The following is a 25,591-nucleotide window of genomic DNA, read 5'->3' as shown; positions in this document are numbered from 1 at the left end:
GATCGAGTGGTGGAAACCGAACGTCATGAGAGCGCCCGCCGGAAGAGTTGACGGATGTTTGGTCGAACGATCGAGTGCCCGAGGTAGATCTCGAAAAGGTAGCCCATTGCCGCGCTCCGGCGGAGAAAGGGTCTAAGATCAAAATTCCCAGCATCCTGGTGGTGGATGATGTCCCGGCCAATCTCCATCTGCTGGCCGGCATGCTCAAGGCTCGCGGCTACAAGGTCCGGCCGGTTCCCAGCGGCAGGCTGGCCCTGGCGGCGTCCCGGAAGGAACCTCCGGACCTGATACTTCTCGACATCAACATGCCGGAGATGGACGGCTACGAGGTTTGCCGCCACCTGAAGGCCGATGAATTGCTCCGGGGTATCCCTGTCATCTTCATCAGCGCCCTCAACGAGAACCTCGACAAGGTGAAGGCGTTCGCGACCGGCGGGGTGGATTACCTCACCAAGCCGTTCCAGATGGAAGAGCTTCATGCTCGCGTCGAAACACACCTCAAGATCCGCCGCCTCCAAATTGAGCTGGAAGTGTCCAATGCGCAACTGGGAAAGGCCAACGGTCGGATGTCTCGGGACTTGGAGGCGGCGGCCAGGATCCAGAAGGCGTTCCTCCCCTGCACGGCCCCCTCGATCGCTGGCGCGGAGTTCGCCTGGTGCTATCGCCCATGCGACGAACTGGCGGGCGACGGTCTGAACATCCTGCCGCTTGGCGAAGGTAAGGTCGGCCTCTACGTCCTTGACGTCAGCGGCCATGGCGTCTCGGCGGCCTTGCTGTCGGTTACGCTGAGCCGCCTCCTGTCGCCCCCATCGGAAGCGTCCTCGATCCTGATCGGTGATCGAAACGCTGCCGGGTCTCCGTGTCTAACCCCACCCGCCGAGGTCGCTAATCACCTGAACCGGCTCTTCCCGTACGACGCGGCCACCGAGCAATTCGCCACGCTCATCTACGGCATCTTGGAGGTCTCGACCGGGGAGTTCCAGCACGTTTCCGCGGGCCATCCGGGCCCGATCCATCTCCCCGTCGTCGGTTTCCCGGTAATCCTCGAAACACCGGGTTTCCCGATCGGACTGGCGGAGGAGGTCTACGGCGAGAGGTGTGTCCGGTTGGCGATGGGGGACAGGCTGTATCTCTATTCTGATGGCCTGCCCGATGTGATGAACCCTGACGGTCAGCGATTCGGTGACGCACGCGTCCTGGACTCACTCGACCGGCTGAGGGCGCTACCGCTGGCACGGGGGATCGCCCTACTCTTGGAGGAGATAACGCATTGGGAAGGGGCCGGCGGATCTCATGATGACATATCGATTTTAGGAGTCGAGCTCACGGCCCATCCTTGACATGTTAAATTCGGAATTCTCTTAAATAAATGCCGATTGCGTGCTGGCTGCGCGATTCGTTGCGTATCCCTCCTGCACTCCCACCCGGGTTTTTCAGGATTGGTCACCCCGGTAACCGAACTGACCGCCTGACCACTTCTTCGTTCCATCCGTGACCGGCAGCCCGACATTTCGTCCGGGTACGGCGCAATAAATTTTTGTTTTGATATTTTTTTGGCATGTCGAGATTCGAATGAATCGGGGTTTCTACCCGTCGGGTTACTTCCCCGGAAAGGACACAACAACGTGAAGACCGTTCATTCGGTAAACGCTCTGCTCGATCTGGACCTTCGTCGTTCACTCCCTGGTCGCCATGCACGAATCGGTCGATACTTCGACGTTCAAATCGGATGGCCTACAAATGTTTGCAAGCCATGTAGTGGCAAACAGAGGGGGCCTACCACAGTCGGCATGAAGCGAGAACCTTGAGGGACTGCATCACCGACCCGGAATTTGCGAGCAATATCGATGCTCCCGCTCGTCCTGCAAGAGGCCGACGGGAATCGCGAGCGATCCGGATATGCTGGCAAGACGCCCGCAGGAGGCCCGATGACAATCGATCAAGAGACCGAGGCAGGGATGATCGCCTGGCGACCGGGAGGGATGGCGAAAGCTGACGACCTGATGGCGAGTCGTTGGGTCAGACCAAACAACGTCCTGATGGCATGCGGTGTCCGAGTCTCTGGGTGTTTCGTAGTGACGAGGGTGGACAGGGCCATTGATTGCCTTGATATGAAATTTATAATGGCGACGTTAAGTTGAATGTTTCAAGGTTTCCCTCATTGGCGTAGGTGACTCAACTCATATTTCAGTGATCGACGGCAATTTTCCGATCTCCTACAGCGGTTCCCGGCCGCATCGCACACGACAGAATAGCCTGAAACCTTGGATTTCGGGCGGAACCGTTCACCTCGTGCGATATGCCTGCGTTAACCGCTGTAAACATGGTCTCGAAGGTCTATCCCCGAGCCAAGGGTTTGCTCATCATCGCCAAAGTCGGTGGAAGCCAAGGTGGCGGTGCAGGAGTTGGCCAATGCGACGGGTTTGCGGAACAAGGTGTGTCATATCCCACCGGGGACGAGCAAGTGAAACAAGATCGAGCACCGGATGTTCTGCCACATCACAGAGTTGGAGAGGGAGGCCGCTTCGGAGCCTGGAGATGCTCCTCAACTTGATCCGCAATTCATGCACCGAGACGGGATTGCGGATCCAGGCGGGATTGGACACCGGCAGCTAACTCAGGGGGGTCGAGGTGAGTGAGGAGGAGACGACTGGGCTGCGGATCAAGGGCGACGACTTCTACGGCGAATGGAACTACACGACCTCATTCCGGTGACATTGAATTTCAACAGGTTCTTTTGCCCAACACCTTATTTTTCGAACGTACCGCCGACGGCCGGAGGTTGAAGCGTCTCGGTATTGTCGATGAGTGTACGAGTGAATCCTTGGTGTTGGAGGTAAGCCGGGGCATGACGGCCGTAGATATCCGCAGGATTGTGTAGGGCTTGGCGGCGCAGCGCGGCGACCCGCCGCACCGGATATGACGCCACGCTCTCAGTTCACGACCCTGCGGACATGTCGTCTCTGTACCGGGGTCGGCCTGGAGGAGTTCAGCTCTTGATCGACTTACGAACGCTGCCCGTCGTGCAGGGCGGCGTGTGCGGCTTCGTCGGCAGGGCGGGTGTCGCGGCCTCGGCGGATTGTCAGCTCGATACGGCTGAGGTATTTGACGTTGGCGCAGTCGTCGAGTTCGGTGGTGTGGCAGGCGGAGGGGTCGCGGATCAGGAAGCGGATCGGCCCTCCTTGCTTGAGCTCGAGCGGCCCGTCGCCGAGCCGATAGACGACGATGCATTCGCCTCGGACGGCCTGGAGCGGGACCGAGACGTGGAAGTCGTCGCGGTCGGCGTGCAAGGTCAGGTAGTTGGCGTCGGCGTGGGGGCGGGCTCGTTCCAGCAGGGCGTCGAGCATAACGCCGTCGCCTTGGCGTGAGGGCTGGAAGCGAGAGACGTCCCGGACCTGACCCGATTCCGGGAAGGCAGACAGGTCGTCGTAGGTCAGTCGCAATGGCTGCTCGACGGCACCGTCGAGGATGAGGATGTTCGGTTCTTCCATTGTGGGGATCACCTGTGAGCGATCGTGCTTCGGCACGGAGATGAAGCCGCCGGGAGCCCGAACGGGGACGGCGTCATGGCCCCTCATTTCTGCCGGCGCGGCCGGTTCCGGGGTTCAGTCGTGGGCGGGCTCGCGGACGTTGAACTCGAGCTTCCATTTCCGGTCGTCGCGGGTGCTGTTGCACCAGAGCTCGAGCGTGCCGACCTCAGTGACGTTCGAATGGAGTCGGACCGGGACGGTTTCGTCGGCATCGCCGTCTTCGGCGACGAGGGAGGTCTCCATCGGGGACATCTCCTGGAGCTCTTCGGGTTGCCAGCGGTCGAGGATGAGGCCGACGGCATCGTCTCGACGGGTGGTCGAGCCGAGGAACCGGAACTCGGCCGGCTCGCCGACGACGAGGCCGAACTCAGGGCCGGGGACGTCGGCCTCGGTCCCTTCCTCCATCCCCATCGGGACGACGCAGAGGGCCTTGATCGGGGGCGCGATCCCGGGGACGGCCGGGGCCGAGGTCTCGATCCCGACGTAGTAGGAGCGGGGGACACCGCCTCGGATGCGGATCCCCTTCCCTCGGCGGACCTGTCCGTAGTAGGCGGCCCCGTGAGCTACGGCCAGGTCGAGGTCGCTCGTCTCGAGCGGGGGGACGGGAGAGCCCGACCAGGACGAGAGCACTTCGACCACGCGGTCGCGGAGTTCGCCCGCCTTGAAGACGCCGCCGTTGAAGAGGACGGCCGAGGGGGCTATCGAGCTCCCGCCGGTGTGGAGCGAGCCGGCTTGCCGGCCGAGGAATCGGGCGAGGTGACGCGTGATCGCCGGGTCGGCTGCGTAAGGGAGGCCGATCTCGGTCAGGCCGACCCGGCGGCCACGGGCCGGCTGGTCGGTGGGGGCGCATCGCGGGAGGAAACCCTCGAGCAGGACCTGATTCAACGCCTCCCTCGTCAGCTCGGTCTTCAACGCACCCCCGATGACCTTGGAACCTCGGCCGAGGATCGTCACGGGTGCCGAAGCCTTGTCGGGGCCGGAGAACAGTGCTTCCTTGGCGTTGCGGCAGGCGTAGCCGAGGGCGATCCGCTGGGTGGCGTCGAGACCCTCCATGCCGGCCGGGAGCGTCGAGGCGACGGCGTGGGCGAGGGCGAGGTCCATGTTGTCGCCGCCGAGCAAAATATGTTCACCGACCGCGAGGCGAGTCAATTCGAGGTCCCCCCCCTGCTCCGTCACGGCGATCAGCGTGAAGTCGGTCGTGCCGCCGCCGACGTCGCAGACGAGCAGGAGGTCGCCGACCTTGACCTTCTTCCGCCAGCTTTCTCCCTGCGCCGAGAGCCAGGAGTAGAACGCGGCCTGGGGCTCCTCGAGCAGAGAGACGTTTTCGAGGCCCGCCGCGCGGGCGGCCTCGACCGTCAACTCCCTCGCGACCGCGTCGAACGAGGCAGGGACGGTGAGCAAGACCTCCTGTTGCTCGAGGCGATCCGAGGTGGACTTCCCGGCGATGAGATGGTTCCAACTATCCCGCAGATGTGCGAGATAGGCCGCCGACGCTTCCACGGGCGAAAGTTTCGCGACCCCCTCGGAGGCGCTCCAGGGCAGGATCGGGCTCTTGCGGTCGACCCCAGGATGCGAGAGCCAGCTCTTGGCCGAGCTGATGAGCCGGCCGGGGACCTTGCCGCCGTGCTCGCGGGCGAACGTCCCCACGACGCGGTCGCTGGGGGATTTCCAGGGGAGGTCGGTCGCCCCCGACGGAAATTCCTTGGCCGCGGGGAGGTAGAGGAACGAGGGCAAGACCGTCCGTTCGCCGACGTCATTCACGCCGATCACCTGCGGGATCGCCAGCGCCCGGATCGGTGCGGGGGCGTCGGCGGTCGCCTGGCTCGTGTCGGCATACGCCAAGGCGCTGTTGGTCGTCCCCAGGTCGATGCCGACGACGAAGCGAGACATGGACACTCCTTAACCAAGTGGCCGGGTCGTCCGGGCCTCCCGGCGCGACCTGGATTCGGAGATCACCCGCCTTCAACGATTCGAGGACAGGCCCCGGATTTCAACAAGCCTGGCGCGCGAAGGGTCGACTTCGGCTCGGGGCTCAGACGACTTCCACCTCGGCCGGAGAGAGGACCGAAGAGTCGTCCCTGGCGACGGGGAGGACCGGGAGATGGACCGACGTGACCCGCCAGCCGTGGTGCTTGAGGACGCCCTGAAACGGCGGGGCGCCGTTCACGTTGCCGATCAGCCGGATCGCGGCCGGGTCGAAGTCGGGGGCGACGGTCACCCGCGCTTCTTCCTCGCCGGGCATGATCGGCTCGATGGTCAGATAGTCGCGCAAGGATTTGCGACAGCCTCGATGGATATCGCGCACCGCGGCACCGATCTGGGCGTCGGTGTACGGGTCGATGTCCTCCTCGAGGAAGTCGATCAGTCGGCCGTCGCGTTGGAGCACGGCCAGCACGCGGAGGTCGGGGCCCGTGGGGGTGTGGACGAACAGGGGCTCGACTCGTGCCGCGAACTCGGGGTTGACCGACGTCTGCCAGAACGCCTTCAGGGCCAGCCAGAGACGATTCAAGTGAGGTTCCCCAACGCCGCAAGGCGGGGCGGGTCCGCCTTGCTCTCCGAACTCCGGTCCGTGGCACGCGTCCGGTCCGCCCCAACCGTGCCTCGGCCCGCCCGGCAAGCATGGCTCCAGTCTAACCCGGTTTCACCGGAAATGTGAGCCGATCATGGGAACCTGGGGCAATTCGAGGGGAGAACCGCGGGCCGTCGACGGTCGGGTAAAGACGACGGCCTCGGCAGACTGGCCCACCGAGATGTGGAGCGAGGCTGCCGAGGTCGAGCGTTGCGATCCGAGGCCGGGGCGGTGATCGGTCAGGCCGTCGCCGGTTCCACCTTCGCCTTCGTGGTCGAGATCCACCACTCGTCGGCCTTGTCGCTGTCCCAATCATGGGCCGCGGCACAGGCCGCGAGGTCTTTCCCGAGGGCTTTGACGTCGGCATACCGTTCCTCACGCTTCTTCGCGAGGCAGCGGAGGACGATGGCTTCGAGGTCGGCGGGGATCCCGGGGCGGATCTGCGACGGGGGCACGACGGGGTCTCGGGCGTGTGCGATCATGATCGCGAACGGGCTGGTCCCCGAGAAGGGGGCCTGGCCGGTGAGGCAGAAGTAGGCGATCGCCCCGAGGGCGTAGATGTCGGCCCTGGCGTCGAGCTCGCGGTCGCCGGACGCCTGCTCGGGCGCCATGAACATCGGGGTGCCGCTGACCGACTGGTCGGACGTCAACTCGGCCGAATCCGGCCCGTGGGTCACCTTCACGAGCCCGAAGTCGAGGACCTTGGCGACGTCGGATTCGCCCCCTCGGATCGCGACATAGATATTCGCGGGCTTCAAGTCGCGATGGACGAGGCCCAGGTTGTGGGCCTCGGCGAGACCTGCGCAGATCTGCCGGAACAGGTAGATCACGCGCCCCGGAGGGAGCGGACCGGCCATGCTCACCAGCTCGTTCAGGCTCAGGCCCTGGAGGTATTCCATCACGTAGTAGAACGTGCCGTCGTCGGTGTGGCCGTAGTCGAAGATCTCGATCGTGTTCGGGTGCGAGAGCCGCGCGGCCGACCGGACTTCGCGCTCGAAGCGGGCCATGGCAAGCGGCTCGGCGCCGACCTCGGACCGGATCAACTTCAACGCACACGGGCGTTTGAGCAACTCGTGTTCGGCGAGGTAGACATCACCCATCCCGCCTGAGCCCAGCTTGTGGACGAGCTTGTACTGGCCGAACTTCTTGGCCTCGTGAAGTTGGACGCGGAGGCCGTTGAGCACGTGCGCCCCGTAAATCGCAAGGCTCGCGCCGATCAGTACCGAGATGAGTCCGGCACCGAGGGGCTCGATGGTCTTGAGCTTCTCGATCATCGGCTCGGCGTCCTGGTGCTCCAGGGAGAGCGCCAGTGCCAGGCCGGGGAGGAGCGCCATCGTCAGGACGACTCGCGCGGTGTTCTTGGCATCGTTGGGGATCACCATCCCGTAGAGCACCATCAGCGCGAAGAGCTGCAAGACCGTGTTCTTCTCGTACGCGATCAGGCCGGCCACGTTCTGGGCTTCGATGAAGCCATGGGTCACGAAATACTGCCCGACGCACATCACGAGCGTGAGGCCGCCGAATAGCACAAATTCGACGGTACGAAGCTGGCTCCTCGTCAGCGAGACTTTGCTGACGAGGAAGCCGGCGACCGCGCCCGTGAGGACGACCCGGAAACCCATGAGCACCGGGATGAGCCACTGCGTGGGCACCCCGGCGATCCGGTTGAAGACGAAGATCACCAGGGAGACGATGGAGAGGAAGATCGCGACCGAGGTCAATCGGCTCCTCCGGAGGGCATCGAGCTCGCCGCCGAGGCTCGCCATCGTCCCTTGCGCCAGGGCGACGGGGGGGCCCAGGCTCGGGTCTGCGGCCTCCAGCGTGACCGTCGGCTCGAGGTCGATGACGCCTTCGTCGGGGAATTGACCGTCGCGAGGATGTTGGTCGAGTCGGGTGGACATTGAAGAATGCACTCTCAATATCGGGGATTCGTCGGTCCGCGTCGGGAGATCTACGGCTGGGGTTGGGGACGGGGGAGGCCGTCCGGGCGTCGAGGTCGGGCGATGGGCTCGAGTTTACTGGCTCGACCCGTCGCCTCCCTTCTCGACCTTGCTGCGGAGGCGCCCCTTCACGTCCTCGAGCTCGCCCTTGGCCTTCTCGCCCAGGGAGTTGACGTCGAGTTTTTTCGACTTCGACACCTCGTCGCGAATTTCCCCTTCGAGCTCGGTGGCCCCTTCCCGAATTCGCTCGGCGACGCTTCCGGAGGCCTTCTTCCCGCCCGAGAGGGATGGGATGAAGGTGAAGGCGAGGACAACCAGGCCAATGGTGATGGCCGGCTCGATCACCCGCTTGGCAGACTTATGGACCTTCGACCAGTGCTTCGAGAGGAAGATGAAGGTGAAGGGAGGGATCAGGAAGCTCACCCCCTGAGGGATCCCTTCGCGGAAGGCGAATACGGCGAGGTTGGCGATCCCGATTCCCAGCCGGCCGATGTTGAGCAGGACCACGACCGTGGCGCCGAGGATCGCCAGGTGACGCGACCGGAGCATGATCCCGAAGAGGATCAGCATCAGGAAGGGGATCGAAATCAAGTAAGCCGTCTCGCTGACCCAGCGGAGGACCTTGAAGACGCTGCTGAGCTCGTTCCGCCAGAGACGTTTGACCGTACTGACCTGGTTCGACACGCGTCCGCGTGACCGTTCCCCCATGGGATTGGCCAGGTTGTACGGGTTCGAATCCTCCCACTCGTCGTCGTCTTGCGGCGTCGGCTTGGACGGTTGCCGCTTCAAGGAAGGGAGGCGGTCGATGGTAAGAGGTTTGAGGCCGACATTGCTGCTGTTGACCGCCGCGACCCATGAGGACGAGCTCGTGGCGGCGGCGGCCGCTGCCAAAGGAGTCGCCGTGACCGGCAACTTGGCCTTGGACGCGGGGATCTCGATCTGGTGGCCGCACTTCTTGCAGCGACCTTTCTTGCCCGCCATCTTCGAGTCGACCTCGAACCTGGCGCCGCAGTCGTCACAAAAGAACACGATGCTCATCGGGCCATTCCCCTCGCCATTGGACAGGGCAACCTTCGCCTTGCCTTCTCAGACATCCGCCCCGGACTCGCCCTCGAGTCGGTCGGACGCCTTCCGCACGATCGTTCGGCTCAGGAAATCGAGAGCCAGTTTCCCAACCGTAGCACCGATTCGAGGACGGTAAAAGGGGGGCTTGGCTATTTTGCCGAGCCGCCCCAGTTGCTTCGGATCCCGGGACTCCAGAGGCGAGCCCGACCGAGGAATCCTCGATCGATCGAGGCCTTGGAACCACCCGCGGGTTGGCCTGCGAAGCCCAAGCCTGTGCGACGTGTCGGCACGAAAGAGTCGGACAGCGACCTATTCATCGATGCGCACCGTACACGTCCCTCGAAAGGAGGACCGGTTGGGACACTCGAGTTTAATGGATCAAAGCATTGACGAACAAAAGTGTGATTGAGTTTTCGGAATGATCGGCATGTGCCGCGCTCTCGCGGCGAACCCGAGCAGGGGCGGGAGACGAGTGCCATGCCCGCGTATCTGTTGGCGTCTTTCAAATGATTGGAGCAGGATCTCGCGCAATCGTCCAATGAATTCCCGAAGTGCGCGCGGGATTCCTTCTTGGCTTATGAAGGCGTGCTCAAGGTCCACCAACAGACCGTCCCGACGTCGTGCGCGATGTCGGCGAGAGCCTGGGACCTGGAGGTAACGAGAACCGGCTTCGCCGAGGAAGCCGGTCGCATCGATTGCCAACGTCCGCAATGGGAGGAGGCGGGGCGATTGCACAGTGGCCCGGGCCGCGGCCACGCGTCGTTCGGGAACGAATCCGGCGGCCCGAGGGTCGCGAGTGGGAGGCGAAAGGAGAAGACCGCAAGGAGAGACCGAGCATCGGGACGGTTCAGTCGTCGACCTTGGGCAGTTCGGACGGGCCGTCGGGGACCTCGACATTGACGAACGGGGCACGGACGCGGACGCCCTCTCCCGTCTGGACGTTCACGAGGGGGGCGCGACGTTCGTGGCAGCCGGCGCCCGCGAGGGTGATGAGGGTGATGAGGATCGTGCGACGACTGCGTGGTCTCACGGGAAGCGACTCCTTACGTCTTTCTCTTTCGAAGACTTCAGATAAGAACAAGATCGACAGAGGCCCGGCTCTGGGTTAACTTCGACGTCAGGCTCCGCAATCGACCCGACGTCCGCGGCGGGCCGCTCCCCACCCGTTCGGACGAAACGTCTCAACCAATCCGACCTGCGCCGCCCCGACCCCGAGCCGAGGAGACCACGGAGATATGTCGTCCTTCAGTGTCCGAGAGGAGCCGGGAGGCCTGATCTTAAGGCTCGAGGACCCTTCCGGCCTGAATGACTTCCGCTCCAACGCCGTCCGCTCGTCTCTCTACGAAACCGTCGAGACGATCTCGACGCCACGGATCGCCGTCGACCTCGGCCCCATCGACTATCTCTCCAGCTCGGGCGTCGCCATCCTGGTCGGCATCCAGCGCCGGGGTACCGCCCAGGGGGGGAAGGTCGTCTTCTTCCACATCCAGCCCAACGTCCTCGACCTCCTTCGAAGCATGAAGCTCGACCAATATTTCCAATTCGCCGATGATGAGAGTTGCGCGATGGCGGCCCTTCGTTCCCTTCCCACGGCGTAACCCCCTCTTCTGATTTCCTCGATACCCTGATTTGCCTACCTTATCTCGTCGCCTGAAGTCTTCCCAAGACCTCGGCCGAGTAATTTAGCCGTAACCTCGTTCGTTGCGCCGACAAGGCTTGGGTTCGGACCGAATCGGGACGACCGGCAAGACACGTCCGAGGCGCGCGATCCCGCGATTTTTCTTCTGGACGGCCACGCCGATCAGGGATGGCGGCTCTCGGCTTCGTTGCGCCGGGTGTGAAGACCTCGTGCAACGTCGACCGTCCTCGCGAGCTGCCCATGGAGGGAGTCTTCGATGCGGAACACACGTCGGCGATTAGACCGACCCGAACCCAGCCGGTTCGGGCCGAGTTCGACACTCGAAACGCTTGAGAGCCGTACGTTGCTCTCGGCGACCAGCCAACCTTTCTCGCCATGGATCCCGACCGACCTGCCGGTCTACACGGCGACGACCCACCAGAAGATCCCCTTTTCGATCAGCGGCCTCGTCCGGCAGGGGAAAGCCAATCCCCAGGCGCAGTTCCTGAACAACGAAGGCAAGATCGTCTCGGGCACGGACCGCGAGGGGGACACCTGGACGATCACGGTCCACGGCCCCGGTAAGGTGATCGTCACCGACGTCACCCCCAACGACGGCGCGCTCGACGACGCGATCGACACGATCCAACTCGTCGGCACGACCTCGAAGTCGATCGTGACGGGTCAGACGACCGCCTCGCCGTATGTGCAGGGCAACGGCATTGTCTTCTTCAACCGCTTGATCGACACCACCGCGGTGAAGTCGGTCGTACTCAACGGGTTCACCCTGACCCAGACGCTGCTCGCGCCTCCGGGCGGGGTCAACTACAGCACCACCGGGGTCTACCTCCTCGGCGGGACGAACCTGCTGCAGTTCCACGACATCATCGCCCCGGTCGACCTGGCCCAGCCCAATTCGCCGATCAACATCCAGATCGGGGATATGTCCACGCCGTTGAAGATGCAGCCCTCGATCCGGCTCGACAGCATCTTCAACACCGTGTTCAACTCCGACGCGGCGTCGGTCCCGACCGACCCGCAGACGACCCCGACGGTCAACATCCTGGTCAACGGCAACATCCGAAGCCTCGACGTGATCTCGTCGACCCAGGCCGCGCCGAACGACCCGGCCGAGACCCTCCGGACGTACCAGATCCCGCAGTTCGCCGGCTTGATCAACACCCCGCAGTACCAGTCGGATCGGTTCGCCAACTACTACAAGAGCCCGATCGCGAGCGCGGGCGTCGCCTACCAGTTCCCGAAGGTCAGCACGACGGGACGGACGGCGATCCGGGCGACCGGCATCAACCACCTCAACGCGGGCGGTTCGCTGGTCAACGTCACGGCCTCGAAGGGTGCGGTGCCGTTCCAGAACGGCCTCAGCGGGCTCGACCACCTCGACGCGGCCCGGTTCGGCGGCAACGCCGACGCCCTCGGGCTGGACGTCCGGGGCAAGATTGGCCGCCTGACCTTCGAGCGTGGTCTCGGAAGCTCGGTCGGCAACACCACGGCCGCCACGAGCTACGGGACTCCGGCCGAACAGACCGGTTACCCCGCGGCGGGCCTCCTGGGTGGCCTCATCACCGCCCGCCAGATCCGTCGGATCACGGCCGAGCCGGCCAACGTCAACCTCCAGACGGCGACGAACCCGCAGTTCGTCCAGCTCACCCGCCAGCGCTACCCGTACTACTTCGCTCGGCCGGGCAACGCGCTCAACTCGGCGGCGATCGTCTCCGCGGGTAATATCGGCCACACGGCCGTCACCGGGAGTCTGGTCAACAGCGAGATCAAGTCCGGGTTCCACTACCCGTCCTACGCGGCCGGGCTCGAAGGGACCCGGGCCAAGAGCAAGTTCATCACGTTCCAGCAGACCGGCAGCCTGATCAACAGCGACGTGTCGGCGACGTATCGGCCCGGGAACCGCTTCTACGGGAGCACGACCTCGGTCGCCGGCCCCGGCAAGATCCGCGGTCAATTCAACGGGAACCTGTTCGTCAACGGCAACGGCGTCACCGCGCTCAACAACACGGGTTCGGGCATCTGGGCGCGGCTCAAGAGCCGCAATCTCCCGTCGTCCCGGGCATTCTGAGTACGCGGAGGCAGGCTCCCCTTTTCCCGAGGGGATCCCGCCCCATCGATGCGAGTCCGAGTCCTCGCCAACGTTTTGGGCCGCCGTCGATCGCTCGACGGCGGCCCAACGTGTTTTCCGGCGGCGAAACCTCGAGGGTCAAGAACCCTCGCGTTGCGGGGCTCACCAACGCCAGAGGGCGGTGCCCCAGTTCAGGCCGGCCCCGAAGCCCGAGGTCAGCAGCAAGTCTCCACGCTCGATCTGACCGTCCCGGGTCAGCTCGTCGAGCGCGATCGGGATGGATCCGGCCGACGTATTGCCGTACCGCTCGAGGTTCTTGAAGACGACGTCGCGTTGGAACCCGAGCACGTCGCTGGCGGCGTGGATGATCCGCACATTCGCCTGGTGCGGGATGAACCAGCGGATGTCGTCGACCCGGCATTCGGCCCGGGCCATGACGTCGACGGTGGAGTCGGTCAGGATCCGGACCGCCCACTTGAAGACGGCCCGGCCGTCCATCGTGAGGTAGTGGAGCCCTTCCTGGAGCGCTTCCGGCGTCGGTGGGATCCGGCTCCCGCACGCGGGTCGGCTCAAGAGATCGCCTCCCGAGCCGTCCGAGCCGAGCTGGTAGGCGACCAAGCCTTGTTCTGCACTCCCGGGTGCGAGCAAGACGGCCCCTGCCCCGTCACCGAACAGCGGGAAACTCTTCTGGTCGCTCGGATTGATGACGCGACTGTTACAGTCGCCGCCGATGACCAGGGCTCGCTGGCTCGTCCCCGCCGCGACGAATTGCGCCGCCGTGGCGAGCGCGAAGACGAACCCCGCGCAGGCCGCCTGGATGTCGAACGCCGGGCAGGTGAGCCGGAGCCGATCCTGGACGAGGTTCGCCGTCGAGGGGAAGCACATGTCGGGGGTGAACGTACCCACGACCAGGAGGTCGACGTCCGACGGGTCGCAGCCCGCGGCCTTCAGGCAACGCTGGGCGGCGTGGGTGCAGAGGTCGCTCGTCGCCTGATGAGGCAGCGCGAACCTGCGCTCGTGGATCCCCGTCCGATTGACGATCCACTCGGGGTCGAACCCGTGCGACTCTCGGAGGGTATGGTTGCTGATGACATTGTCGGGAACATAGCTGCCGGTTCCCAGGATCTGCACGCCCGTCAGCGAGCGAGTCCGCGGCACGACGTGGAGTTGGCCGTTGCTCATAGGCAATCCGCGACAGACATCGACCACATTCCGAAAGATTCGATCCCGAAGGCCCACCGTCGTGGTGGCCTCAATCGATCACGAAACCGAAACACGGTTCGACGGCCCTAATTAAGAGTCGAGCAAGGCGGGGGAAGCGTGGCTCTCGGGAGCGATTCTCGGCGTGGCCCCCGACGAGGTGTGTCGCAACTCGAAGTTCCGCCTTCCGGGAAAACCCCGGAACGCCCCAGGAAGGTTTTGACTATACTGACTGGGGCAGACCCTGACCATACCAACTTGGGCACCACTCGATTCGACCCTAACCGGCGGGGACGGTTCCCCTTTCGTTGGGTGCGCTCGAGGAACCCGGAGACGACCCTTTGGCCGAGCATCAGATCCGGCTCCGAGGGGGCTGGCAGTCTCAACCCCTCCCTCTCGACGAGGCTTCGCCGTCCCTACGGATCGCTCTCCCCGTCGATCCCGGGCGAACCTACCCCGGCCCTGCCAGACTCTCCCGATCCTTCGGCAACCCCCACATCGACCCTCGCACCGAACGACTCATCCTCCGGATGGAGGACGTCCCCGGCCTGACCGCCGCCTTATTGAACGACCAGGAAATCACTTGCCCAACCCCGGGCGCTAACTCCATCGAGACCGACGTCTCGGTACTCGTCCGCGAACGCAACATCCTCATCCTGGACGTTCACCCTCCAAGTGATCACCTACCGGCGGGATGGGGCCAAGTCAACCTGGTCGTGGCCCCTCGCTAAAGGAGGCCTTTCGCTTTGTGGCATCCACGAAGAAATCCTCGACATGGCAAGAACCCTTGTCGCGTGATCAACGTTCTAAAAGTAGCCACGCCGGCAGGCGGCAGCAGCGGGGCAACCTGATGATGAATGAGGAGCCATCCGTGCTGCGGTCACGCGTATCCGGTAGGCGTGGAATCGGCCCTTCTCAGGGGCGCGGGCGGACCTTCGCGTGAAACGCGGGGAAACGCTTCGATAGGTAACGAAACTCTGGCCGGAATCCCCCCGAGGTATTTTACGGATTCGATCGAATTGAGACGTCGGAGGCTGGCCCATGTTCCTGCCCGTCGTCCTTGTTTGTCTCGCCTCTCTCGCCGAGGCTTCCTCGATAGCCTCGCCCGTCGAAAAAGCGGACCTCCGGACCTACGAAGCCGCGAAGGCCAAGGCCGGCAGCCGGGCCGAGGCGCATGTCAAGTTGGCGCTTTGGTGCGAGGGCCGAGGATTCATGGCGCAGCGGAAGGAGCAACTCGAGGAGGCGGTGAAACTCGATCCCGGAAACACCGCCGCGCGTGGGCTCCTGGGACAGGTTTCGTTAGACGGGGCATGGGAGCCGCCTGATGCCGTCGCGTCACGAATCAAGGCCGATGAGCAACTGGGCGCCAAGCTGGCCGAATACAACGCGCGCCGCGATGCCCTGGATAGACTACCCCGGCGCCGATCCAGGGTTTCCCCGGCCGTCGAGGCCAAGGCCCATGTCGCGCTCGGAATGTGGTGCGAGAAGGTCGGGCTGAAAGCCGCAGCCTTGGCCCACTTCACATCGGCCGTGGTGCTCGACCCTTATCGCGACGCCTCGTGGAAACATCTCGGCTATATCAAGCATGGCGGCCGCTGGATGAGCCACGCCCAGGCCGACGCCGAACGCCGCGAGGCCGATGCTCAGTACAAGGCTAACGCCTACTGGGAGCCAAAACTGCGGACTTGGCGGACCGCCCTGCGCCAGGCCGCTCTGACTCGCGACCATGCGAAAGAACGCCTCGACGAGATCAATGATCCCCGAGCTGTCCCGTCCCTGCTCCGGGTCTTCGGAAACGGCTCCGAGGCGGGGCAGACCATCGTGGTTCAAATCCTGACCCGGATCGAGGCACCCGAGTCGACGCGGCAACTGGCGTCTCTCGCCGTCTTCAGTGAGTCCCCCACGATCCGCGAGGCCGCGATCCACGCCCTGAAGAAACGCGAGCCTCGCGACTATGGGGGCACGCTCGTAGAAATGCTCCACACTCCGATTCGCTATCGGGTCCAACCGGTCGCGGGCCCAGGTTCGCCGGGAGCGTTGCTGGTCGAGACCTCGCGGTTCAAGATGATGCGGACCTACGACGCCCCTCCCGCCTTCAGACTGGGCGGAGGGTTTTACGGCTACGTCGGCTTCGACGAGAACGGCCTGCCTGTGGTCGCCCGCGGTGTGGAGGTGGACAAAATAAAGAAGTTGAGAGAAAAGAATTCCTCTGAGTTGGCCGGTGAGATTGCCATGATCGAGGAGAGGACGCAGAGGATGCTCGCCGAGGCGAACCTCAAGGCCGCCGCATCCCAGCAGCAACTCATCCTCGACGTCAACGGCATCGAAGCCTGGAACGCGCAGGCCAATGTGGTCAACTCCCGCGTGGTCGACGTGCTCCAGGGGGCCATGGATGCGCCCAAGGTCCCTGAACTCGTCAAGCCGGCGAACGCGGAGATGTTGGCCGGAAATGCGTTCCCCGACGAGGGCGTGAACGACTCGCCCAAGAACGACGAGGATTCCTGGCGGGCGTGGTGGTTCGACCGACTGGGCTACAAGTACACTCCCCCTCCGACGATCACCCACGTGGTCAACGCCGCGCCCCAGCCATCACCCCCCTCGGTCTATAGCTGCTTCAACGCAGGGACGCCCGTCCGCACCCTTGAGGGGCTGCGGCGCATCGAGACCCTGCGAGTCGGGGACCAGGTTCTGTCCCAGGACATCTCCACGGGATCCCTGGGCTTCCAACCGATCCTCGTCGTGCACCACAACGCCCCCGGGGAGACGCTCAGGATCCGGCTTGAGGACGGCGAGATCCTCACCGCCAGCGTCTACCACCGGTTCTGGCTCGCTGGCAAGGGCTGGGCGATGGCCCGAGAGCTGAAGGCGGGCGACGTCCTCCGCACGCTCAAAGGTCCGTCTCGCATCGAGTCGGTCGAGGAAGGAATCGTCGAACCCCTGTTCAACCTGGTCGTGGCGCAGACCCGGACGTTCTTCGTGGGTAACAGCGACACACTCGTGCACGACAACACCCTGCCCGAGATCCGTGTGAAGCCGTTCGACGCCCCGCCGACTCTTGCGGCGATCGGCTCGGAACGGCGATAAACCCCCGGATCATCGAGAGGCGGCAATCGCACCGTGACCAACCCGGGTCATCAGGGTTCGTCACGGTGCGATTGCCGCCTTTTAGCTTTTGGATTGAACATGAATTCGTATCTACGATTTTTTGGCGTCTGATCGGTTGCCGGTAAGACCCCCTCGGCGATTCTCTTTGCCGGGCGCGAACCACGAGTTACCATGGGCGAGGCCCTGGAGACGTCAAACCTATTCTTTCGCGAAACGGCGTGCTGCATGCGGTTCGAAACCGATTGGCAAGGCGAGATGGGGACGAAGGAATCCGATCGCAGGAGTCGCCGTCAGATCCTCCGCGCCGCCATCGTCAGCCTCGCCGGGGCTTCCCTCGCCCCGGCGCAAGTTTGGTCGGCCGAGGAGGTCTTCCACGATGATGTGGCCATCAACGAGACCGCGGCCTTGATTTTTTCGGAGCAGGTACCGCTCCGGCCGAATGCAGGCCTGAAAGACTCGAGGGCCGTATGGTGCCACACGCCCGAGGAACCTGCCCGGAGCGCGCTGCTCTATTTTCACGGCCACAATGGTTACGTCACCGTGGATGCGCAGGGTCGTTCGCGCGTGCCGGATTGGGCCGTCGGTGACGCCTCGGCGCGGACGGGGGCTTCGGGGAAGGACGCCGCACCTCTCGTTTACGGGCTGGATCGTCTTGGTCCGAAACTCAAGAAGAAGGAACCGATGGTGCTGGTCCCCGAGGTCAGCACGCTCGCGACGGGTTCCTTCTGGGCGAAGGAGCCGGCCGGTCAGTACGCCGACTCCACCAGGCTGACGCGACTCGTCGAGGATTGCCGTCATCACCTGGCCCGCCTCCCTAAGCCGGGTGGCGGCCGGTACGTCCGTCCCGATCTCGAGAAAAGCACGATCGATCGGGTCTACCTCTGCGGCCACTCGGGTGCGGGCATCCCGCTGGAAGAAGCGGCCGGATCCGCGATGATCCTTCCAGGAGAGGGAATACCGACCGACCTGTGGCTTTTCGACTGCACGTACTGGTCGAAGGTCGCCGGCTTCGTCAAGTTCTGCGAGCGTTGGAATGCCGTCGGTCGCCTCGCCGGCGGCCGTCCCGACGCCTCGCACTTCGTTTGTATCTACCGCCCGAAGTCTCAAACCGAGGAAGTCGCCGACGAGTTGAGGGCCGCCATTGCCAAGAGCCTCGGCGTCGATGCCGGGTCGCTGGTCGTGGACCACTCGCCTGAGGATCTCCCGGCCACAATTTTGCCCTCCTTGAGGAAATCAGGAGTCGTCTTCGTGCGGACGACACTTCCACACGACGAAATCCCGAAATTCTTCATTCCAGTCTTGATCGAGGCGGCAGGCTCGTGATCTTCTGCATCAGACGTGAAATCACACCTCACGAGTCGACGCCTGGACCTCTTCTATCCGAACGAACGAGATCCAGAGCCTCGTCGTTGTGAAGCGAATGAGGGCGATGGGATCGCCGAATATGAGCATAGAGGCTGCCGATGGAAAAGGACTGGTCTGGAGCGATCTTGACGGCGGTCCTGCTAACGCCGCCGAGCTTCCTCGGCGTCCGTTCGTTGATCCGAGGACCGACGAGATTCGCCGGCAAGGTCGTGCCGATCGAGATGGACCGGCTCGCCACTGCCATTTGGCTGGCGGTGTTCCCCTTGACGATCGCGATCGTCTTTTTCCGCCTCTATTACTCTCCCCCGCGAACGCAATCCGAGGCGGATTACCTGGCCAAGGAATGGGGACCCCTGGTGATTCGAGCACTCAGCATCACCTGTCTGCTTGTCGGAGGGGGCATCGCCCTCCGAACGGCGAGGCCGGAAGCGAAGCCCAAAACCGGGAGAAAGCGGGATGCCCGGGGCAAGAAGCGGAAGCGATAATCTTTGGAAGCCAGAAATGGGGTCTTGCACAGTATCATACCTCGATCGTATTGATTGTTTAATGTTGATATAATGTTTGTTATGATCGTCAATAATTCTGCTGTCTGAGGCCGGTTGACGAGATGCAAGGACTTTCGTATCAATGACTTCCAGGGGAAATGCGTCCTCGATGGAAGGAGTCGGACGATGGAGCATCGATTCCAGGAACGCCGTGAACAGTTGCTCGCCGATTGCCAAGTCCCACCCGACGCCTTCCGCGGAGTCATCCGGCGATTGGAGACTTTTGTTCTACCCTTCGTCGCCGCCTTCCCTACAGCGGTTAACGCAGGCATATCGCACGAGGTGAACGGTTACGCCCGAAATCCAAGGCTTTCAGGCTAATCTGTTGTGTGCGATGCGGCTGGGAACCGCTGTAGCCCCGAGAGCCAGAGGTATTCCCGGATCTACCTCGCAGGTCTCCTCTCCAACCTCGCGCCCAAGAATGCCGAAGCGATCGCCTATCGCCACGACCTCGATCGCCGGACCCTTCAGGCATTCGTCGGATCCTCGCCCTGGGACTACAACCCCCTGCTCGACGAATTGAACCGTCAGGTAGCTTGCGACCTCAGGAGAGCCGACGCCCGTGCTCGTCTTCGACCCTTCCGCCTCCCCCAAGAAGGGCGAGGCCTCCGTCGGCGTCACAAGCGACAATACTGCGGCCGCAACGGCAAGTTCGACAACTGCCAGATCGGTATCTACCTGGGCTATGTCACCCATGTCGAGCATGCCCTGGTCGACTTCCGGCTCTATCTGCCCGGGGAATGGCCCAAGGACCGGGCGCGCCGCAAGCGTTGCGGGGTCCCCAATGAGATCACGTATCGGACGCGGCCTGCCCTGGCGCTTGAGATGCTCGATCGTCGCAGCGGGATGCTGCCGCACGGCTGAGTCGCCGACGACGACGAGATGGGCCGCCTGGTGTGGTTCCGCAAGGCGTTAGTGGCCCGGGGGGAGCGTTACCTGCTGGCCGTGCCGTCGAACACGAGCGTGCGTGACCTGGAGGCCGAGTTGCCACCTTACGGTGGGAAGGGTCGGCATCCCAAGCCGCCGATCCAGAGCGTTCGCGCCTGGTGCGAGGCCCTGCCGGAGAATGCTTGGGAACGAGTCGTTGTGCGCGACGCCGAGAAGGGTCCTCTTGAGGTGGAGATCGTGGCGCGACGAGTGGAGTCGAAAATCGAACGTAAGGTCGTCGGCTTCGAGGAGCCGCTGGTGGTGGTGAGGTGTCTGGATGAAGGAAAAAGAAAATACGATTATAGTTTATCGAATTCTACACGTGAAACATCGGTGACGGGATTGGTTCGGGTGGCGAAGGCGGAACACCGGATCGAGGAGTGCCTGAAGCGGAGCAAGAGTGAGGCGGGCCTTGGTAGCTACGAAGTGAGGAATTGGTTGGGTCGGCATCATTGCCAAGCGTTGAGCTTGATCGCGACGTGGTTCCTGGTGAAGGAGGCCGATCGGGGGAAAAAAGGTAGCCCCGGCATTGACAGTGCCGCAGGTGCGGTTGGCGTTGGCGATGATCATCCGGAAAGCATGCGGGTGCGATACGGAGTCGCGAATGGCGCGGGAGTGGACGTGTTGGCTACAGCGAAGTGAGCTGGCCCGCCTCTACAACTACAAAGCACTTAACCGGCTGCCACCACTGAAGAAATGACCGTTCGACAAGAACAGACTGTAGAATTGGAATCGGGCTGAACGCGGTCGGTCGATGTAACAAATTATTCAAGATATCGATGCGGGTTTTGTTTTCGAATCGATCGGTTGTGATCGCATCCTCCCGATAGCCTGAATGGGCCATGGTCCATGACACGTCATGCTTGCGAATGATCTAAGGTTTCCGCCACCGCGACGACAGATGCATGATGCGTCTCCTGAACTGTCCACGGGCTTCGGGTCATCATGTCGCTGGCGATTCTCACGATCGAATCCTGCGATTCGCTCGCTGGACGTCTGATCTCATCATCGGGGGCAACGTCCTCATGCCCTTGGATCTCGAGCAAATTCCCAGCCGGTTGGCCCCACGTCTCCTTGACGTAGCCAAGGAGCTTGGGCCACTCCCCTTGCAACTCCTGACCATTGATTACCATCTTACGACACTCCTTGAATTTTGAGTGGCTTCGCTAGGGCCCGAGAAAGGTTCCTCAGTTTTCGACTTGTGTCATCGATCGAAGTTCATGGAAACGGGCTTCGGCGGGCCAAGTCCCCGTTCGCAGCCATCCTTCCACATCCGACCGAGAGAAATACAGGGTCGTTGCGAGTATCGCCCGGGGCATCGGCCACGCGCCCGTCTCTACCCAGAGGTTGAGCATTCTCCGTGAAACCCCGGACATCCTCGCCGCTTCGAGATCGGTTACCAGTCCAGCCAGAGACGTCCTCATGAGAACGGGCTGGTGGCGGGACTGACCAGAAGCGGAACTGTTGGTGACGGTCCGATCGTTCCTCCAACGTCGGCGGGTGAGGAAGGGCAGCGTCGGGATATTCATAAACGCTCCTGTACAGGTAGAAGCTCAGAGCGATGGCTGGAAGGGAAGTCCTACCGGAGTGAGCCGGTAGATCTGGGCGACCGATGATAGCAACCGGTCGGGATTGGCCGGAGATTGGGTCTGGCCTCGGATCGCGGTGTTCAGCGCAGACGTGAATGGCGGCGTGAGAAACACTGTACGTTGAGCTCGGACGACGCCCGTATCGGCTTCGACAAGCGTCACGCGGAGCTGGGCGTGAAGGTTAGGACTCAATGATGGCGAAGGTGGAATGCACCGCTTGGATTTCGGCACCTCGTGCCGGTGGAATGGAATTGAGTGTGACCACGGAAGCGATGTGCCAAAGCGGGCGCAGAACACGATCTCGCATTCGTCCGTCACAAGGGCCAGGTCGAAAGTCCCTTCGCGGAGGTCTGATTCCTGTCGAGCGGTGACGTTCCGGACGAGAAGAATCAATTCGTGTCCATCCGAACGATAGGAGTACAGCGACGCTTCGGACCACCAGGTGCACCCGGCCCTGTATGACTTCCCTATGAGATATTGGGGCATTGAGAATATCCATCAAGGATGGCCGGCAGAGGGATCGCATGCGTGCATTGCGCTTCGGCACGATCTGCGATGTCCCCGCTTGGTGCCGACGAAGACACGGCACTTCTCGTCGCCCAGAGGGCCCGGACAATGGTCGATGTGCCGGTCGTCTTCCAATTGACAATCATAGGGTCCCAAAGCGCAAAAATCCATAAAATTCATGAAAATTTTGACATCAATAGGCTTGCAAATCAACACTTTCATCAGGAAGACCTGGGGGCGGACCTGTGGACCTAGAAGTCGGACCTCGTTTCTAGTTTTTCAATCTCCCCGACGGTGTGTACATGCTCCAATGGCGGACAGGCCACGACGCTACCATCGCAGTCCTCTGAGGCGATTTGCCGAGCGATCACCGACGTTAAAGGCCGACAGACCGGAGCTGGCGCATATCAACGGCACCGCGATCCGGGACTTGCAAACTTTGGGGTTGGATTATGAACGATACCTGTAGGCCGGTAACCCTAATAGAAGGGGAGGCACCATGAACCTGGCCCTTAAGGATCTCCATTGAAGTGGCCGGAAAACCATAAAGGGTATCCTTATATTTCACATGGCCAGGCTCCTCTTTCCGTGACGTCATGACACGATCTGAGCCGTCAACGCAGCGTCCTCCGGGCCTGGATGGTCCTCAACTCGTGCCGATGATCCCCGGCCCAATCGCCGAGGTGCTCCAGCGGTTCAAAGAGTTTCGAGCCCAGGGATGTCAGCTTGTATTCGGTCTTCGGTGGCACGACTGCGTACACGGTTCGTTCGACAAGTCCGTCAGCCTCCATCGATCGGAGCGTTTGTGTGAGCATTTTCTTGGAGATGCCATGAAGCAGACGTTGCAACTCGCCGTAACGATGGACCCCCTGCGAGAGCAGGTAGAGCAAGGCGAGGGTCCACTTGTCGCCGAGCAACTCGAACATGAAGTGCAGAGGGCAATCCTCGACGGATACGCCGTCCGGTCGGGCCTTGGATACCATTTGGTGCCTACGATACTTCCGGGTGCCTACTTGTCGGTTAGAACCAATTAACCTTAAATGCCGGGACATGATACGTCGAGGGCCAGATCTCAAGCTCGCCCTCGGCCATTTGCTCTCCATCGGTCGGCGGAGGGGCTCGTTTCACCCACTAACAGGCAAAACATGGATCTTCAATTGAAGGACAAGCGGGCTTTGATCACGGGGAGCAGCAGCGGCATCGGTGAGGCAATCGCCAAGACTCTCGCTGCCGAAGGTGCCCTCGTGGCGATCCACGGGCGGGACGAGAGGAGAGCGACCCGGGTCCGCCAGCAGATCGAGGCGACAGGGGGCAACGCCGTCGTCGTGCTTGGCGGCCTCTCTCGGGACGCCGATGCCGAGCGGGTGGCAGACACAGCGGCGAGGGCGTGGGGCGGGATCGACATCCTCGTCAACAACGCCGGGGGTTCGGGTGACAAGGACCCTGCGGACCGAACCTCGCCCGAAGAGTGGGCGGAGATGTATGACCAGAATGTGCTCTGCGTCATCCGCCTCACCCGATGGTTGGTCCCGCCGATGCGTAAGGCGGGGTGGGGCCGGGTCGTGAACATCTCGAGCGGAGCCGGGGCCATGCCAACGGTCAGTCGAGCGGCCTACTCGGCGGCCAAGGCCGCGGTCAACAACCTCACGGTTTCGCTCTCCAAGGAGGTGGGCCGCGATGGAGTGACGGTCAATGCCATCTCGCCCGGCACGATTCTGACGCCCAAGGCCGAGCGGGTCTTGCGGGAGGTGGCTCGTCAACGGGGCTGGGCCGACGGCGGCAACGCAGAATGGCCCGATGTCGAGAGAGCGATCGTGGAGAACATCGCCCCTAACTCCCTCGCCCGTATCGGCCGGCCTGAGGAGGTCGCCCACGCCGTTGCCTTCCTCTGTAGCCCGCATGCCGGATACATCACCGGAGCGAATCTCCGGGTAGACGGTGGGATCGTCCCAACAGTCAACTGACCGCTATGGCAGGCCGTCGGAGACGTCCCTGGGGAAGTTCTTGTGAGTGACCATGTCCTAGTTTCATGCTTTCTGTACTAACGTTCATGGCACGCTCTAAGGCGCCAGAACCGGTACGCCACCGAACCGTCTCTACCAGGGTCAAGCCCCCGGGGTTCCTTTCAGCAGATCTTCGACGACTTTGTCGAGTACATCACCGATCACATTCTTTCGGCGAATCACCCCCTTCGCGTCGATCACGAACAAGGTCGGGTAACCGCGGACGTGGTACTTCTCGACGATCGGGCCGTCATCCTCGCCATCATGCCACTGGGGCCAGTTCATCTTCTCGCGTTCGACGGTCTTCTTCGCCTCCTCAGCCTGCTCGCGGCAGTTCACGCCCAGGATGGCGAATGGCTTATCCCGGTACTTCTCGGAGAGTCGCCGTTCGTTGGGGACCTCCCTCATACAGGGGCCACACCACGAGCCCCAGAAGACCAGCACGACGACCTTGCCCCGGAAGTCGGACAGCTTCAGCGGGCGGCCGTCGAGGTCCTTGCCCTCGATCTCAGGCGCGGCCTGGCCCTCGTTCACATGGTGCATCTCATCGAGATTCCCCGCGGCGACCTCGCCGAGCGTCTTCCTCCTCTCCGCCATCGCCCGGACCTTCGAGATCTCATCGGGGGTCAACGGCTTGTCGTTCCACATCGGGACCGGGGCATTCAGGAGGATCTGCAGAGACCTCTGATGGGAGGTGATGTAGGGGATGTCGCCGTAGTCGGCCTGGATCTCCTCATAGATGGCCTCGGCCCGTTTCCGCCAGACATCGGGGTCGATCATGCGAAGGCCGACGATGTAGCCCTGGAACTCATTGGGAAACGTATACGTCTTCGTGATCGGTTTGCCGTCGTCGTCGATGGCGTCGTAGGGCGTCGACTGCTTCCCCGTGGTCTCTCTCGTGCCCTGGGCGAATTCCGCCTTGCGCTGGAGGTAACGGGCCAGGGCCATACGGGCGAGCCCCTTCGCCTCGCGGCTCTCCGCGTTCGCGAACATCCCATCCATCAGGGCGTCACGGTGGTAGGAGAAGCTGTTGTCCAGCCCCAGCCCCACCCGGACCGCCTCGGGGTCGTCGGCGAAGTGGTCGACCAGCAGCCGGACGGCGCGGCCGACCTCGTCGCCGTAGTCGCCGACGTCGAGGCGGTAGACCTTGTTGATCACCCAGATGAGGGCATCCCGCGAGGCCGGTTCCTTGGGCGACGAGGCCGCGAGGTCGACCATCCTCCGTGAGAAAGCCGCATCGTCGGGCGACATCGTCTCGTAGGCCTTCCTCTGCTCGGCCTCGGTCTTTGCCCGGCCCGAGGCTTCCGCGGCGGCCTTCTTCTTCGCCTCATACTCGTCGACGATCGCCCGGTAACGCTCGGCTACCGAGGGCTTCGAATCGTCCACGGCTCGGCACAGGCCCACCGGGCCGTTGGCCAATGACCCAAGGCCGACCAGGACGGCCGATGTCATCACGATCCTTCGGAACATGGAATGATTCTCCTCGTTCTACACGGACGGGTCTGCGTCGAGTTGTTTTAGACGCACGACGCTCTGCTT

General features: G+C 62.9%; 20 protein-coding genes. 10 read left to right on the top strand and 10 right to left on the bottom strand.

The window, feature by feature from the left end; genetic code table 11:
* The first annotated feature begins 161 nt into the window (after positions 1-161).
* A complete protein-coding gene (locus ACYOEI_RS16685) occupies positions 162-1,340 on the top strand; it encodes a PP2C family protein-serine/threonine phosphatase (RefSeq protein WP_462850658.1) in 1,179 nt (392 codons plus the stop codon).
* Between the two features lie 1,665 nt (positions 1,341-3,005).
* Here ACYOEI_RS16685 and ACYOEI_RS16680 read toward each other — a convergent pair.
* The 6 genes from ACYOEI_RS16680 to ACYOEI_RS16655 form a co-directional block, all read right to left on the bottom strand.
* On the bottom strand, positions 3,006-3,491 hold the full coding sequence (locus tag ACYOEI_RS16680; protein WP_462850657.1) for a molybdopterin-dependent oxidoreductase: 486 nt from the start codon (positions 3,489-3,491) through the stop codon (positions 3,006-3,008).
* 114 nt (positions 3,492-3,605) lie between these two features.
* A complete protein-coding gene (locus ACYOEI_RS16675) occupies positions 3,606-5,420 on the bottom strand; it encodes an Hsp70 family protein (protein ID WP_462850656.1) in 1,815 nt (604 codons plus the stop codon).
* Positions 5,421-5,562: 142 nt separating this feature from the next.
* Positions 5,563-6,039: a DUF2760 domain-containing protein gene (locus ACYOEI_RS16670; protein ID WP_462850655.1), complete on the bottom strand. Its 477-nt coding sequence runs from the start codon at positions 6,037-6,039 to the stop codon at positions 5,563-5,565.
* A gap of 299 nt (positions 6,040-6,338) precedes the next feature.
* Positions 6,339-8,000 (bottom strand): serine/threonine-protein kinase, encoded by a 1,662-nt coding sequence (locus ACYOEI_RS16665; protein WP_462850654.1) that lies wholly within the window; start codon positions 7,998-8,000, stop codon positions 6,339-6,341.
* A gap of 114 nt (positions 8,001-8,114) precedes the next feature.
* Complete coding sequence (locus ACYOEI_RS16660) at positions 8,115-9,077, bottom strand: MJ0042-type zinc finger domain-containing protein (protein ID WP_462850653.1); 963 nt, start codon at positions 9,075-9,077, stop codon at positions 8,115-8,117.
* Between the two features lie 874 nt (positions 9,078-9,951).
* Entirely contained in the window at positions 9,952-10,134 is a 183-nt protein-coding gene (locus tag ACYOEI_RS16655) for a hypothetical protein (protein ID WP_462850652.1), read from the bottom strand.
* Positions 10,135-10,339: 205 nt separating this feature from the next.
* Here ACYOEI_RS16655 and ACYOEI_RS16650 point away from each other — a divergent pair, with 205 nt between their 5' ends.
* Positions 10,340-10,702 carry an STAS domain-containing protein gene (locus ACYOEI_RS16650; RefSeq protein WP_462850651.1) on the top strand — a complete coding sequence of 121 codons (363 nt, stop codon included), beginning with the start codon at positions 10,340-10,342 and terminating at the stop codon, positions 10,700-10,702.
* A 297-nt stretch (positions 10,703-10,999) separates the two neighbouring features.
* Positions 11,000-12,811, top strand: a complete 1,812-nt coding sequence (locus ACYOEI_RS16645; protein ID WP_462850650.1) for a hypothetical protein — start codon at positions 11,000-11,002, stop codon at positions 12,809-12,811.
* A 162-nt stretch (positions 12,812-12,973) separates the two neighbouring features.
* On the opposite strand, the gene ACYOEI_RS16640 is transcribed toward ACYOEI_RS16645, so the two are convergent.
* Positions 12,974-13,993, bottom strand: coding sequence for a beta-ketoacyl-ACP synthase III (locus tag ACYOEI_RS16640; protein ID WP_462850649.1), 1,020 nt, complete (start codon positions 13,991-13,993; stop codon positions 12,974-12,976).
* A 359-nt stretch (positions 13,994-14,352) separates the two neighbouring features.
* Between ACYOEI_RS16640 and ACYOEI_RS16635 the strand changes: the two genes are divergently transcribed.
* The 6 genes from ACYOEI_RS16635 to ACYOEI_RS16610 all read left to right on the top strand — a co-directional run bounded on the left by ACYOEI_RS16635 (position 14,353) and on the right by ACYOEI_RS16610 (position 20,595).
* Positions 14,353-14,742 (top strand): hypothetical protein, encoded by a 390-nt coding sequence (locus tag ACYOEI_RS16635; RefSeq protein ID WP_462850648.1) that lies wholly within the window; start codon positions 14,353-14,355, stop codon positions 14,740-14,742.
* Positions 14,743-15,052: 310 nt separating this feature from the next.
* Positions 15,053-17,095 carry a polymorphic toxin-type HINT domain-containing protein gene (locus ACYOEI_RS16630; protein WP_462850647.1) on the top strand — a complete coding sequence of 681 codons (2,043 nt, stop codon included), beginning with the start codon at positions 15,053-15,055 and terminating at the stop codon, positions 17,093-17,095.
* Between the two features lie 246 nt (positions 17,096-17,341).
* Entirely contained in the window at positions 17,342-18,439 is a 1,098-nt protein-coding gene (locus ACYOEI_RS16625; protein ID WP_462850646.1) for a hypothetical protein, read from the top strand.
* A gap of 140 nt (positions 18,440-18,579) precedes the next feature.
* Positions 18,580-18,966 carry a hypothetical protein gene (locus ACYOEI_RS16620; RefSeq protein WP_462850645.1) on the top strand — a complete coding sequence of 129 codons (387 nt, stop codon included), beginning with the start codon at positions 18,580-18,582 and terminating at the stop codon, positions 18,964-18,966.
* Between the two features lie 387 nt (positions 18,967-19,353).
* The gene (locus tag ACYOEI_RS16615) at positions 19,354-19,890 is read left to right on the top strand and encodes a transposase (RefSeq protein WP_462850644.1); all 537 of its coding nucleotides are present in this window, start codon (positions 19,354-19,356) and stop codon (positions 19,888-19,890) included.
* A gap of 18 nt (positions 19,891-19,908) precedes the next feature.
* Positions 19,909-20,595 (top strand): hypothetical protein, encoded by a 687-nt coding sequence (locus ACYOEI_RS16610; RefSeq protein WP_462850643.1) that lies wholly within the window; start codon positions 19,909-19,911, stop codon positions 20,593-20,595.
* 215 nt (positions 20,596-20,810) lie between these two features.
* Here the strand turns inward: ACYOEI_RS16610 and ACYOEI_RS16605 are convergent, their stop codons facing one another.
* Complete coding sequence (locus tag ACYOEI_RS16605; RefSeq protein ID WP_462850642.1) at positions 20,811-21,086, bottom strand: hypothetical protein; 276 nt, start codon at positions 21,084-21,086, stop codon at positions 20,811-20,813.
* Between the two features lie 1,577 nt (positions 21,087-22,663).
* The gene (locus ACYOEI_RS16600) at positions 22,664-23,032 is read right to left on the bottom strand and encodes a winged helix-turn-helix transcriptional regulator (protein WP_462850641.1); all 369 of its coding nucleotides are present in this window, start codon (positions 23,030-23,032) and stop codon (positions 22,664-22,666) included.
* A 162-nt stretch (positions 23,033-23,194) separates the two neighbouring features.
* On the opposite strand from ACYOEI_RS16600, the gene ACYOEI_RS16595 reads away from it, so the two are divergent.
* The gene (locus ACYOEI_RS16595; RefSeq protein WP_462850640.1) at positions 23,195-24,013 is read left to right on the top strand and encodes an SDR family NAD(P)-dependent oxidoreductase; all 819 of its coding nucleotides are present in this window, start codon (positions 23,195-23,197) and stop codon (positions 24,011-24,013) included.
* Positions 24,014-24,154: 141 nt separating this feature from the next.
* Here ACYOEI_RS16595 and ACYOEI_RS16590 read toward each other — a convergent pair whose 3' ends face one another.
* Entirely contained in the window at positions 24,155-25,522 is a 1,368-nt protein-coding gene (locus ACYOEI_RS16590) for a peroxiredoxin family protein (protein WP_462850639.1), read from the bottom strand.
* Positions 25,523-25,591 lie beyond the last annotated feature (69 nt).

It is taken from the genome of Singulisphaera rosea (genome assembly GCF_054877945.1).
The sequence above is the reverse complement of the archived record's forward strand: the minus strand, read 5'-3'. Positions and strand labels throughout refer to the sequence as shown.

Coding starts and splice junctions, on each gene's coding strand:
- ACYOEI_RS16645 (WP_462850650.1), top strand. CDS start 11,000: ATGCGGAACACACGTCGGCGATTAGACCGACCCGAACCCAGCCGGTTC.
- ACYOEI_RS16620 (WP_462850645.1), top strand. CDS start 18,580: ATGGAAAAGGACTGGTCTGGAGCGATCTTGACGGCGGTCCTGCTAACG.
- ACYOEI_RS16600 (WP_462850641.1), bottom strand. CDS start 23,032: ATGGTATCCAAGGCCCGACCGGACGGCGTATCCGTCGAGGATTGCCCT.
- ACYOEI_RS16650 (WP_462850651.1), top strand. CDS start 10,340: ATGTCGTCCTTCAGTGTCCGAGAGGAGCCGGGAGGCCTGATCTTAAGG.
- ACYOEI_RS16590 (WP_462850639.1), bottom strand. CDS start 25,522: ATGTTCCGAAGGATCGTGATGACATCGGCCGTCCTGGTCGGCCTTGGG.
- ACYOEI_RS16675 (WP_462850656.1), bottom strand. CDS start 5,420: ATGTCTCGCTTCGTCGTCGGCATCGACCTGGGGACGACCAACAGCGCC.
- ACYOEI_RS16630 (WP_462850647.1), top strand. CDS start 15,053: ATGTTCCTGCCCGTCGTCCTTGTTTGTCTCGCCTCTCTCGCCGAGGCT.
- ACYOEI_RS16605 (WP_462850642.1), bottom strand. CDS start 21,086: ATGGTAATCAATGGTCAGGAGTTGCAAGGGGAGTGGCCCAAGCTCCTT.
- ACYOEI_RS16610 (WP_462850643.1), top strand. CDS start 19,909: ATGGGCCGCCTGGTGTGGTTCCGCAAGGCGTTAGTGGCCCGGGGGGAG.
- ACYOEI_RS16640 (WP_462850649.1), bottom strand. CDS start 13,993: ATGAGCAACGGCCAACTCCACGTCGTGCCGCGGACTCGCTCGCTGACG.
- ACYOEI_RS16665 (WP_462850654.1), bottom strand. CDS start 8,000: ATGTCCACCCGACTCGACCAACATCCTCGCGACGGTCAATTCCCCGAC.
- ACYOEI_RS16660 (WP_462850653.1), bottom strand. CDS start 9,077: ATGAGCATCGTGTTCTTTTGTGACGACTGCGGCGCCAGGTTCGAGGTC.
- ACYOEI_RS16625 (WP_462850646.1), top strand. CDS start 17,342: ATGCGGTTCGAAACCGATTGGCAAGGCGAGATGGGGACGAAGGAATCC.
- ACYOEI_RS16680 (WP_462850657.1), bottom strand. CDS start 3,491: ATGGAAGAACCGAACATCCTCATCCTCGACGGTGCCGTCGAGCAGCCA.
- ACYOEI_RS16595 (WP_462850640.1), top strand. CDS start 23,195: ATGGATCTTCAATTGAAGGACAAGCGGGCTTTGATCACGGGGAGCAGC.